Below are 12169 nucleotides of genomic sequence, written 5' to 3' on the forward strand. Positions count from 1 at the left end.
TGACCCGCATGCGCATCCGTACGTCCTTCCCCTACGAGACCGTTCACGAGGACGTCCTCGTCCCGCTCCCGGACGGCACCCGGCTGTACGCCCGGATCTGGCGGCCGGTGACGGAAGAGCCCGTACCGGCGCTCCTGGAGTACCTCCCGTACCGGCTGACCGACTGGACGGCACCGCGCGACTGGCAGCGCCATCCCTGGTACGCCGGGCACGGCTACGCCTCCGTCCGCGTCGACGTGCGCGGCCACGGCAACTCGGAGGGCATGCCGGGCGACGAGTACTCGGAGACCGAGCTGGCCGACGGGGTCGCCGTGGTGGAGTGGCTGGCCGCCCAGCCGTGGTGCACCGGCCGGGTCGGCATGTTCGGGATCTCCTGGGGCGGCTTCAACTCCCTCCAGATCGCGGCCCTCGCGCCCGAGGCGCTCAAGGCGGTCGTCACGGTCTGCTCGACGGACGACCGCTATGACAACGACGTGCACTACACGGGTGGTTCCGTCCTCGCCGTCGACATGCACGCGTGGGCGGCCACCATGCTCGCCTTCGTCGCCCGCCCGCCGGACCCGGTGCACGTGGGTGAGGTGATGTGGCGCGACATGTGGACCGAGCGGCTGGAGGCCGTCGACCCGTTCATCCACACCTGGCTGGCGCACCAGACCCGGGACGCCTACTGGCGGCACGGCAGCGCCTGCGAGGACTACGGCGCGATCCGTGCGGCGGTCCTCGCGGTCGGCGGCTGGCACGACCCGTACCGCGACACGGTGCTGCGCCTGGTCGAGAACCTGCCGCCGGACCGCGTCCGCGGTCTCATCGGCCCCTGGTCCCACCAGTACCCCGACCGGGGCCTGCCGCCGGGCCCGGCGATCGGCTTCCTCCAGGAGACGCTCCGCTGGTGGGACCACTGGCTCAAGGACGAGGACTCGGGCGCGCTCGCCGTCCCCCTCCTGCGCTCCTACGTGATGGACGCGCATCCTCCGGCGACGGTGTACGCGGAGCTCCCGGGCCGCTGGGTCGGCGACCCGGCGTGGCCCTCGCCGTCGGTCACCCCCGTCCCGTACGCGTTCCAGGGCGCCCCGCGCCTGGTGCGCTCCCCGCAGCACACGGGGGTCGACGCGGGCCGCTTCTTCCCGTTCGGGAACGACGCGGACCTGCCGCCGGACCAGCGCGAGGAGGACGCCAGGTCCGTCTGTTTCGAGTTCGAAGTGCCGCAGGAGACGTGGGTGTTGGGCCGCCCCCGGGTCCGGCTGCGGCTGATGTCGGCGTCCGCCCGGGGCCAGGTGATCGCCCGGCTGTGCGACGTGGCCCCCGACGGCGCCTCCACCCTCGTCACCCGGGGTGTCCTCAACCTGTCGGCACGCACGGGCCGTGACCAGGCGGTTCCCTGGGAGCCGGGCACCACGGAGGACGTGGAGTTCGAGCTGAACGGCATCGGCTACGCGTTCCCCCCGGGCCACCGCATCCGCCTGAGCGTCTCCTCGGCGTACTGGCCCTGGGTCTGGCCGCAGCCCGGCTCCGAGGCCGGCTTCACGCTGGACCCTGCGGGCAGCAGCCTGGAACTCCCGGTACGGGCACAGGAGTCGGACCCCTCCATCACCTTCGGCGAGGCGGAGGAGGCCGAGCCGCTCGGCGTGGTGGTCCCGGTGACGCTCGACGAGCCGCGCCCGGAGCGCCTGGTCCTGCGTGACGTGGCCGCGGGCACCTGGCGGCTCGACGTGGACCCCCGCTACGGCGGCACCCGCGTGTATCCCGACGGTCTGGAGTTCACGGAGGAGGCGCGGGAGACGTACACGATCGACGAGACGGACCCGCTCTCCGCCCGCGCCCGCTCCACCTGGTCGGTCCGGCTGCACCGCCCCGACCTTCCCTGGGACGCCCGCGTCGAGACGACCTCGGCCATCACCTGCGACGCGCGGGACTTCATCACGTCCAACGAGGTCGTCTGCCGGGACGGCGACGAGGTCGTCTTCCACCGGACCTGGGAGAAGCGCATCCCGCGCACCGCGGGCTGAAAGGACTTGACGGGGGCGGCAGTTCACCGGCCGCCCCCGGTTCGGCTCCCGTCCGGCATCCGCCCGGCCCGCCTCCGGATTTCGCCCGGCTCGCGTCGTGATGTCGCCTGCCGTCCGACGGGAAGCCGTCAACTCCGAGCCCACGCCGCACCTTTCGCCGGCGCCCCCTCCGGCGCCGCCCTCCCGCACCCCGCGCCTCCCGCACCCGGCGGGGCCGTCCCGGCGTGCGTCCGAGAACTCCCCGCGCCGCACAGAGCGGTGGCGTAATGCCCGACTTGCCCGGCATGCCGTCTTGGTGACCCCTCGGCGCGTGAATTGGGTCACGCGCGGACCAGTGGATCACCCCTCGCCCACCCCGTGCCGACCCCTTTGCCAAAGGGAAGTTGAGGATTCAATTCCGGTCTAATCGGACGTATTGCCCGCGCTCTAAACAGGCAAAAGCGATCTTCACCGCCACATCAGGCCTTGTTCCCGACATGTGCAGTCGCATACGTTCTCGTCGCACCGGGCGGATCGCCTAATCCTGCCGTCGCCCGGTAACCCACCCACCCACGCACGGCAGGAGCGGGGGAACCACAGGTAAGCCGCCGATCCGGGAGACCGGAACGGCTTGGGGTGAAGCCGCGCCCACCAGCGCGGCCGGGCATCTCCCGCCCGAACCCGACAGCTCACCTCGCAGGCGTCGGAGAGGACATTTCGTCATGCCCGCAGGAACGCAGCGTCACGGCCGTACCACCTTCATCACCCGCGGAGTGATCGCCGCCGGAACGGGCGCCCTCGCCCTCGCCCTCCCGCTCATGAGCGCGACCGGCGCCCACGCCGCGACCCCCCAGGTCGCCAAGACCGCGACCGTCCCGAACGTCTCGCTCGTCACCTACAAGGTGGTCGCCGGCGACACCCTGACCAAGATCGCGAAGAAGTACCCGTCGAGCGGCGGCTGGCAGAAGCTGTACGCGGCGAACCGCGCCGTCATCGGCGACAACCCCGCCCACCTCCGCACGGGCCTGACCCTGACGGTCGGCACGAAGACCGGGAAGGCTCCGGCGAAGGCGGCCACGGCCGCCAAGACCACCGCCACCCAGGCGTCCGCCACCACGTACGCCAACAACCTGGACGGCTGGATCAAGCAGTCCCTGGACATCATGGGCAAGGCGGGCATTCCGGGCAGCTACGACGGCATCTACCGCAACGTGATGCGCGAGTCCTCCGGCAACCCCCAGGCCATCAACAACTGGGACTCCAACGCGGCCGCGGGCATCCCCTCGAAGGGCCTCCTTCAGGTCATCGACCCGACGTTCCAGGCCTACCACGTGGCCGGCACGTCGATGGACCCCTACGACCCGGTCGCCAACATCACGGCCGCCTGCAACTACGCCGCCGACAAGTACGGCTCGATCGACAACGTCAACGGCGCCTACTGATCGCACCGGCGCACCCGCGCCTCTCGCACGACACCGGCCGGCGGCACCTTCGGGGCCGCCGGTGGTGACGGACCGGCCTGTCGGCGATGAACGACCGGGCCCGCGGGACGGTGACGGACCGGGTGTGCGGGGCGGTCCCCACCAGAAGTACGAAGGGCACGGCCCGGGGCATCGGCGGACGCCCCGGGCCGGCTCACATCCTGGGGCCGGGCATCGCCCGGCCCGCCCTTCGGGCCGGCGACGCGCCGTCGCGGGGACGCCCTAGAACCCGAAGATCCGTTCCAGGACCACCGCGATCCCGTCGTCCTCGTTCGACAGCGTGACCTCGTCCGCCACCGCCTTCAGTTCCGGATGGGCGTTGGCCATCGCGACCCCGTGGGCGGCCCAGTCGAACATCGGGATGTCGTTGGGCATGTCACCGAAGGCCAGCGTCGCCGACGGGGTGAGACCGAGGTGCGTCGCGGCCAGCGCGAGACCGGTGGCCTTGGTCACCCCGCATGGCTGGAGTTCGACGGTCCCCGGCCCCGACATGGTGACCGTCGCCAGCGAACCGACCACTCCCCGCGCCGCCGAGGCCAACTCGTCGTCGGACATCGTGGGGTGGCGGAGCAGCACCTTGCTGATCGGCTGCGCCCAGAGGTCGTCCCGGCGCCGCACCCGCACCGCAGGAAGCGTGGGGTGCGGCATCACATAGCCCGGCTCGATGAGCGTCAGCCCGTCCACGCCGTCCTGGTCCACCGCCGCGTACAGCAGGCCGACCTCCGCCTCGATCTTTCCGAGCGCCGTCTCCGCCAACTCCCTGTCCAGGGTCACCGACCACAGCAGCCGGTCCGTCCCCGCGTCGTACAGCTGAGCGCCCTGACCGCACACCGCCAGCCCCGCACCGCCGAGATCGTCGAGCAGCGGTCGAACGCGCGGTGCGGGACGGCCCGTCACCACCAGGTGCTGCGCGCCCGACGCGGTCACCTTCGCCAACGCGGCCCGTGACCGGTCGGAGAGCGTGTCGTCGCCGCGCAGCAGCGTTCCGTCCAGGTCAGTGGCGATGAGTGAATATGCAGTCGGAGCGGCCATGATCCGAAGAATACGGATCGAACGACACATCGGCCCGGCGTGAACCGGACGACGTCCGGTATCCCGTCAGCAACGCCGTTCGCCGTACGGTGGCAGGCGCGTTGCGACCGGTTGGGATCACGCAGGGCCCGCTTCCGCCCAGACGGACTTTCCCGTGCAGGACCGATCACAACGGCTCAACTCCCTGATCCGGGGCTACGATCACCGGCGCCGGGGTCGGGGTACGGGTCCGGCGAGGCCGACTCCGCGGGGCACTCGCCACGGCGGGGACGCCAGACGTCAGCGGCGGGAAACCGTCATCGAGAATCCGGGGAGATCCATGACGTCCGAGCCCATCGCACGACGGCCCGCGCACGCGCGCCTCGACGCCTCCCCCGCGGGGGACCGCTTCCGGCACCATCTGCGCACCGCCGCCGAAGCCGTCGTCCGGCGCTTCCCGGAGGCCCTGCGGCCCGAGATCTACGCGCTGTCCCTCCGCGTCTGGCGCGTCGACGGCGACGAGCGCCACCCGTACGTGGCCATCGGCTACAACACCGAGACCCAGTACGCGAAGGAGACCTTCCCGCAGGACCCCGGCGAGGCGCGCTGGAACTACGCCCTCTGGCTGCTCGACGGATTCGAGATGCTGGGCAACGTCCCCGAAGACCCCGTCGGTGGGCCCCTGTTCGTGGAGGCGGCCAAGGAGCAGGGGATCTGGTTCGAGGGTGACTACGACTTCCTCGCCATGGACCTGCCGGAGGACGAGGAGGACGAACTGGACTTCGCCTCCGAGATGCTGCGGCTCCAGTTCCACGCCGACTGCGTCGACCTCGCCCGGCGCCTGCACGCCGACGGAACCCTCACGGAGATCTTCGGCCGCGCCCTGCCGGTCGTCGTCTTCGACATGGACAGTCCGGGCTGGGAGGTCAAGGCCACCCGGGCCGCCAACCCGCCCGGGGTGATCGAGGACTTCATGGTCTGGCAGACGGCGGCGGTCTTCGAGAACGCCCCGCGGACCGAGGAGTTCCTGATCGACCTGGACGCGGAGTGGCTCGCCTACTTCCGCGAGATGGCGGACGTGCTCGTGACCCGCTTCGGCGTCTCGCGCGCGGAGGCCGTCGCGCGCGTCAACGAACGCCATGTGGGCGAGGATCTCGCGCCCATGGGTGAGGACCTCCTCGGTCATGAACTCCCGGAGTTCTGGGCGCACCACCTCTACTTCGAACCCGACTCCCTGGGCATGCTGCCCTCGGGCGCCCCGGAGGCGGACGGCGACCTCTCCCGGTGGACCGTCCGGCCCGCCCCACCGGACAACTCGGGCGCCTGGACCCTCAAGAAGGAGTCCTGACCCACGAGTTGCCCGGGGGGCGAGGGGTCCGACGGCTCACCCGTGCGCGGCCGCCAGGTGCCTGGCGAGCCGCGGGGAGGCGAACTCCGTGCCGCACACGAAGCGCATCACCGGACCGTACGAGGACGCCGCCGGCAGGCCCGTGAAATACAGCCCCGGCAGCGAGGAGCGGTACCCGGCGCCCAGCCTCGGCGTGCCGCGGCTCGCGGCCAGCCCTGCTCGGAGCTCATGCCCGAGGAAGTCCATCGCGGCGATGTCGACGCGATAGCCGGTCGCCGCCATGACGTGATCGGCGGTGAGTTCCTCGACCCGGCCCCCATGGGTCCGCACCGTGAGGACGGGTTGTCCGTCGGTGGCCGCCGCGCTGACGATCCGCTCCACCTCACGGACACCGACCTTGCCCTCGAAGCGGTCCCTGAGCCACCAGGCACCGAGGGGTCCGAGCACGCGGCGCACCAGGTAGTGCCGGGCCTCGGCGGGCAGATGACGGTAGGGCTGCGGGTAGTAGCTCAGGGCCCACAGGGACCAGGCGCGGCCGAACGGCGACTCCGGCCGCAGCTTCGGCTGGTCCCACGGAGGCGCACCGAAGTCGACCGCCCCCTTCCCCCGGGACACGACACGGACCTGCGCGCCCGCCTCCGCCGCCAGTGCCGCCGTCTCCAGCGCCGACTGGCCGGCGCCGACGACGATCAGCTCCTTGCCGGAGAAGCGCCGCAGGTCGTGGTGTTGCGAGCTGTGCGAGACCGGGCCGGAGGGCGTGGGACCGTCCGCCGCCGCCCCGGCCAACTCGGGAGGCAGGTGGGCCAGCCCCGACAGCCCGGTGGCGACGACGACCGCGCGGGCGGTGAACGACTCCCCCGAGTCCAGCTTGATGTCGAATCCCCCGGACCCGGCCGCGTCAGGGCCGCTCCTGCGGTCGACCGAGACGACCCGCACCTGCTCCAGCTCGGGCACGAGCTTCTGCCGGAACCACTCCCCGTACGCGATGAACGTCTCGACCGGGATGATGTCCTCGTCCGTGACCAGGCGCGGTATCCCCGCCGCCGCGCAGTAGTCACCGAGGGTGTGCCCCGGCTGGGGGGCGTCGATGTTCGAGGCGGCCGGAGTCGACTTGAGGAGCATTCCCTCGGGCATGTGGTCGCGCCAGCTCACCATGGGCTCGCCGAAGACCCGCACCGGAATGCCCCGCGCCCGCAGATGGGCGGCGGTGGACAGTCCGTACGGCCCCGCGCCGATGACTGCTACCGGATGAATCACGAAGTCCCTCCCCAGGACGTACTACGCCTACTTCGCGGTGGAACTGCTGGTGCTGCCGCGGCGGTTGGTCCGCCACAGGTGGTACAGATGCCTCGCGCCCGGCCGCACGAAGCGCGCGAGCATCGTGAAGAACGGCCGCAGGTCGTCACCCGCGAGCCAGGCCAGCTCCGTACCGCTCGCGCGGGCCGGCGCGTGCGGTGTCGTGTAACCGCTGCGCCGGTAGGCGAGCAGAGCCGGCAGGTCGATGTTCTCCACGATGTACCGGTGGCCGGCGCGCTGTTCCCCCTCCGGAACAGCACGGCCGGTCAGGTTCAGATGCAGGGCACGGACGACGTCGATCCCCGACTCGCTCTCGAAGAGCCGGAACTGAGCGCCCATGCGCGGGTTGAAGTCGAGCAGCTTGTACTGACCGTCGCGTCGGTCGAAACGCAGGTCGAGGTCGATGATTCCGGTGAAGCCGATCTGTTTGATGAAACGTGCGGCGATGTCCGCGAGTTCCGGATTGTCGACGACGTACGCGTTCGCCGTCATGCCCGCGTGCGGCGGCCAGGAGCGGACCTTGACGCCGGTGAACATCGCGAGCGGCGTCGAGTCCGCGTCGAAGCAGGCGTGCACGATCCAGTCCTCCGCGTCCTCCCTCGGCAGGTACTCCTGGAGGATCACGCCGGGTTGCGGCCCCCAGTCCCGGGCGAGGGCCATCAGCCCTTCCCGGGTCGCGATCCGGGTCGTCCCGTTCACCGCCGGCCGGCTGCGTCGCACGAACGCCTCGCGGTTCTTGGCGACGAGCGGGAAGTGCGCCTTCTCGGCGAACGCCTCGATCTCCTCGTACGACTGTGGAAAAGCCGCGGCGGGGCTGGGGATGCCGTGCTCCACGCACAGCTCGTGCAGCCCCTGCTTGCTGGCGAGCCGACGCGGCAGCTTGGCGTCCACCCGCGGGAAGAGGAAGCGGCCGGCCAACTCCTCCTGATGCTCGGCGATCAGTACCGCGGCCTCCTCGTCGGTCGGGACGAGGACGGTGGGTCGCCCGATGCGCCGGCCGACGCGCAGCAGCCCTTCGACGAGCTGTTCGGGTTCCTCCGTCCCCGTGGTCGGCCACACGAACGCGCGCCGCAGATAGCGCGAACTGGCGGCCGGCGTGTACCGGTCCTCGGTGATGGCGTACATGGGTATGCCCAGCCGGCCCAGGCTCCGGATGGCTCCCACCCCGCCGTGGTGCAGCGGATAGGCGCCGAACTTGACTATCAGGCCCGGGACTTCACGGTCGGCGTCGACCGGCACGCCGCTGGAACTCCTGGCCATGCGTCCCCCCACATGTCCCCCCTACGGACCGGACCCACCCCGTCCGTGTCCCCCAAAGGACGCTAAGCCGGAATTACCCAGTCCGACAAGGCCAATCCGGACATTGCAAACTCTTTAGACACTGCCGCTGCGGGCCCACTCCCCCGTAACGTGTGCCCCGACCACAGGAAACGCGTGGAACGCATGGATCACATGGCGCGTACGAATCCGAAAGCGAGGCACCTACCGATGCCCCCCTTCGATGTCCCCGAGGGCGATCCCTTCGGCCCGCACAACCTCCCGTACGGCGTGTTCTCCCCGACCGGCGCGGCAGGTGCCGCCGAGCGGCGCGTGGGCGTGCGCCTCGGCGACCATGTGCTGGACGCGGGTGCCGCCGCCCGCGCACTCGGCTCCCCGTATGCCGGACTGCTCGCGCAGCCGACGCTGGACCCGCTGCTCGCCGCCGGTCGCACCGCCTGGTCCGACGTCCGGCGCGCGCTGACGGCCTGGGTGACCGTGCCGGCCCACCGGGAGACGCTCGCTCCCCACTTCCGTCCCCTCTCCGAGGTGACGCTCCACCTCCCCTTCACCGTCGCGGACTACGTCGACTTCTACGCCTCCGAGAACCACGCCCGGAACGTCGGCCAGATCTTCCGTCCCGACGCCGCCGACTCCCTCACGCCCAACTGGAAGCACCTGCCGATCGGCTACCACGGCCGCTCCGGCACGGTCGTGGTCTCCGGCACGGACGTCGTACGCCCCTCGGGCCAGCGCAAGGCCCCCACGGACGCCGCTCCCGTCTTCGGTCCGTCGGTCCGGCTGGACATCGAGGCGGAGGTCGGCTTCGTCGTCGGCACCCCCACCGAGATGGGCCGGCCCGTGGGACTGGGCGACTACCGCGACCACGTCTTCGGGCTCTGCCTCCTCAACGACTGGTCGGCCCGCGACCTGCAGGCCTGGGAGTACGTCCCCCTCGGCCCGTTCCTCGGCAAGTCCTTCGCCACGTCGGTGTCCGCGTGGATCACCCCGCTCGACGCCCTCGACGAGGCCCGTGTGGCGCCCCCGGCCCGCACGCACCCCCTCCTCCCCTACCTCGACGACGCCTCCGAGGACCCGGGCGGCTACGACCTGCGGATCTCCGTCGCCGTCAACGGCCACGTCGTCTCCGAGCCGCCCTTCTCCACCATGTACTGGACGGCCGCCCAGCAACTGGCGCACATGACGGTCAACGGCGCCTCCCTGCGCACCGGCGACCTGTACGGCTCCGGAACCGTCAGCGGCCCCTCCGACGCGGAACGCGGCTCCCTGCTCGAACTCACCTGGAACGGCCGCGACGCCCTCGAACTCCCCGACGGCAAGCGCACCTTCCTGGAGGACGGCGACGAGGTCACCCTGACCGCGTGGGCGCCGGGCCCGGGCGGTACCCGGGTGGGCCTGGGCGAGGTCCGGGGCCGCATCACCCCGGCCGTCACCCCGTAGCGGGCCGCCCCGTAACGGGCCGCCCCTCGACGGGGATCTCCCCCTTCACGGGGAGTCCGTGACCCGGGGAGTCCGTGTCACGGTGGCCAGGGCCCTGGCCACCGTGGCCCGTTGTCGGACCGGCCGGTGTCGACCCGCCGGTGCGTCCGACGGCGGACCCGGCCGGTGTACCCGCCGGGTGCGTCCGGCCGCGGACCCGGCCAGACGCACCCGGCGATGTCTCCACCGGCGTGCGCGCAGCCGGCGCCCCCGCTCAGGGACCGGGCGCGCTACATCCAGTCCTCGGGCTCGGGCTCCTGGTCCAGCTCGGGCCAGTCCGGGTCGGGTCCGTGGTCGGCCGCGGGAGCAGAGGCCGACGTGGCCGATGCCTGCGCCGGGACGGCTCTCGGTGCGGGTGTCGGGACGGCTCCCGGCGCGGGTGCCTGTGCCGGTGCGCCGCCCAGTGACGCCAGCACCTCGATCACACCCTCCCCGTACGTGGCGAGCTTCTTCTCGCCCACCCCGCTGATGGTGCCCAGGTCTCTCACCGAGGTGGGCCACAGCGTGGCGATCTCCCGCAGCGTGGCGTCGTGGAAGATGACGTACGCCGGGACGCCCTGCTCGCGCGCCTGTTCACCGCGCCAGGCACGCAGCGCCTCGAAGGCGGGCACGAGCTCGGCCGGCAGCTCCGCCGCCGCGGCAGCGGCCTTGGCCTTCCGCTCACCCTTGGAGCCGGACGACCGGGAGGCCACCGGCTTCGGCGGCTCCTTCCGCAGCGGCACGTCCCGCTCGCGTCGCAGGACGGTCCCGCTGGCGTCGGTCAGCACCAGCGTGCCGTACTCGCCCTCGACCGCGATCAGGCCCTGGGCCAGCAACTGTCTCGCGACACCGCGCCATTCGGCCTCGGCCAGCTCCTCGCCGATCCCGAAGACGGACAGCTGGTCGTGGTCGAACTGGATCACCTTCGCGGTCCGCCGGCCGAGCAGGATGTCGACGATCTGCCCCGCGCCGAACTTCTGCCCCCGCTCCCGCTGGAGGCGCACCACGGTGGACAGCAGCTTCTGCGCGGCGACCGTGCCGTCCCAGGTCTCCGGGGGCGTCAGGCAGGTGTCGCAGTTCCCGCACGCCGGGGTGTTCGGGTCCTGGCCGAAGTAGGCGAGGAGCTGCGAGCGCCGGCACTGCGCCGTCTCGCACAGGGCGAGCATCGCGTCCAGGTGGGAGGCGGCCCGCCGGCGGAACGCCTCGTCCCCCTCCGAGCCCTGGATCATCTTGCGCTGCTGGACCACGTCCTGCAGGCCGTACGCCATCCACGCCGTGGACGGCATGCCGTCCCGGCCGGCCCGGCCCGTCTCCTGGTAGTAGCCCTCCACCGACTTCGGCAGGTCGAGGTGGGCGACGAACCGTACGTCCGGCTTGTCGATGCCCATGCCGAAGGCGATCGTGGCGACCACCACGAGTCCTTCTTCCCGCAGGAAGCGCGACTGGTGGGCGGCGCGGGTCCCCGCGTCCAGGCCCGCGTGGTACGGCACCGCCTCGATGCCGTTGCGCGAGAGGAACTCGGCCGTCTTGTCGACGGAGTTGCGCGAGAGGCAGTAGACGATGCCCGCGTCGCCCGCGTGCTCCTCGCGTAGGAAGGACAGCAACTGCTTCTTGGGGTCGGCCTTGGGGACGATCCGGTACTGGATGTTCGGGCGGTCGAAGCTCGCCTCGAAGTGGCGGGCCGCGGGCATGCCCAGGCGCTGGGTGATCTCCTTGTGCGTCGCGCGGGTGGCCGTGGCCGTCAGCGCGAGCCGCGGGACGTCCGGCCAGCGCTCGCCGAGCAGGGACAGCGCCAGATAGTCCGGGCGGAAGTCGTGGCCCCACTGTGCGACACAGTGCGCCTCGTCGATGGCGAAGAGGGAGACCTTGCCCCGGGAGATCAGATCCAGCGTGGATTCCAGGCGCAGTCGCTCCGGGGCGAGGTAGAGCAGGTCGAGCTCCCCGGCCAGGAACTCGGCCTCGACCACGCGCCGCTCGTCGAAGTCCTGCGTGGAGTTCATGAACCCGGCGCGCACACCCAGGGCCCGCAGCGCGTCCACCTGGTCCTGCATGAGCGCGATGAGCGGCGAGACCACGATGCCCGTACCTGGCCTGACCAGCGACGGAATCTGGTAGCAGAGGGACTTGCCGCCACCGGTCGGCATCAGGACGACGGCGTCACCGCCCGCCACCACGTGCTCGATGATCGCTTCCTGCTCGCCGCGGAAGGCGTCGTACCCGAAGACCCGGTGGAGGGTGGCCAGTGCCTCGCTCTCGCCCAGCGTCTCCGTCGCGTCCGCTCCGGTCATCACACCCGTCCCGCCCATCGTCCT

The 12169-nt window shown here is 71.6% G+C and carries 8 protein-coding genes and 1 riboswitch; of the genes, 4 read left to right on the forward strand and 4 right to left on the reverse strand.

Annotated elements, in window-relative coordinates; genetic code table 11:
* Nucleotides 1-8: 8 nt before the first annotated feature.
* The gene (locus tag OG406_RS17675) at nucleotides 9-2006 is read left to right on the forward strand and encodes a CocE/NonD family hydrolase (RefSeq protein WP_329186590.1); all 1998 of its coding nucleotides are present in this window, start codon (nucleotides 9-11) and stop codon (nucleotides 2004-2006) included.
* Between the two features lie 536 nt (nucleotides 2007-2542).
* Nucleotides 2543-2703, forward strand: a riboswitch (cyclic di-AMP (ydaO/yuaA leader).
* 4 nt (nucleotides 2704-2707) lie between these two features.
* Nucleotides 2708-3427 carry a LysM peptidoglycan-binding domain-containing protein gene (locus OG406_RS17680; protein WP_081218802.1) on the forward strand — a complete coding sequence of 240 codons (720 nt, stop codon included), beginning with the start codon at nucleotides 2708-2710 and terminating at the stop codon, nucleotides 3425-3427.
* Between the two features lie 261 nt (nucleotides 3428-3688).
* Here the strand turns inward: OG406_RS17680 and OG406_RS17685 are convergent, their stop codons facing one another.
* A complete protein-coding gene (locus OG406_RS17685) occupies nucleotides 3689-4498 on the reverse strand; it encodes an HAD family hydrolase (RefSeq protein ID WP_266615704.1) in 810 nt (269 codons plus the stop codon).
* 319 nt (nucleotides 4499-4817) lie between these two features.
* Here OG406_RS17685 and OG406_RS17690 point away from each other — a divergent pair, with 319 nt between their 5' ends.
* On the forward strand, nucleotides 4818-5825 hold the full coding sequence (locus tag OG406_RS17690; RefSeq protein ID WP_329186593.1) for a hypothetical protein: 1008 nt from the start codon (nucleotides 4818-4820) through the stop codon (nucleotides 5823-5825).
* A gap of 36 nt (nucleotides 5826-5861) precedes the next feature.
* Here the strand turns inward: OG406_RS17690 and OG406_RS17695 are convergent, their stop codons facing one another.
* Together OG406_RS17695 and OG406_RS17700 are read right to left on the reverse strand one after the other, a co-directional pair.
* Nucleotides 5862-7082, reverse strand: a complete 1221-nt coding sequence (locus tag OG406_RS17695) for an FAD-dependent oxidoreductase (RefSeq protein ID WP_164369617.1) — start codon at nucleotides 7080-7082, stop codon at nucleotides 5862-5864.
* Nucleotides 7083-7109: 27 nt separating this feature from the next.
* Nucleotides 7110-8381: a carboxylate--amine ligase gene (locus OG406_RS17700; RefSeq protein WP_329186595.1), complete on the reverse strand. Its 1272-nt coding sequence runs from the start codon at nucleotides 8379-8381 to the stop codon at nucleotides 7110-7112.
* Between the two features lie 228 nt (nucleotides 8382-8609).
* On the opposite strand from OG406_RS17700, the gene fahA reads away from it, so the two are divergent.
* Nucleotides 8610-9839 carry a fumarylacetoacetase gene (gene fahA, locus OG406_RS17705; RefSeq protein WP_164369615.1) on the forward strand — a complete coding sequence of 410 codons (1230 nt, stop codon included), beginning with the start codon at nucleotides 8610-8612 and terminating at the stop codon, nucleotides 9837-9839.
* Between the two features lie 269 nt (nucleotides 9840-10108).
* Here the strand turns inward: fahA and recQ are convergent, their stop codons facing one another.
* Nucleotides 10109-12163 carry a DNA helicase RecQ gene (gene recQ, locus OG406_RS17710; RefSeq protein ID WP_329190853.1) on the reverse strand — a complete coding sequence of 685 codons (2055 nt, stop codon included), beginning with the start codon at nucleotides 12161-12163 and terminating at the stop codon, nucleotides 10109-10111.
* Between the last annotated feature and the right edge of the window lie 6 nt (nucleotides 12164-12169).

Origin of the sequence: Streptomyces sp. NBC_01428, assembly GCF_036231965.1 — a bacterium.
In the GTDB taxonomy this organism is placed as follows: Bacteria; Actinomycetota; Actinomycetes; order Streptomycetales; family Streptomycetaceae; genus Streptomyces.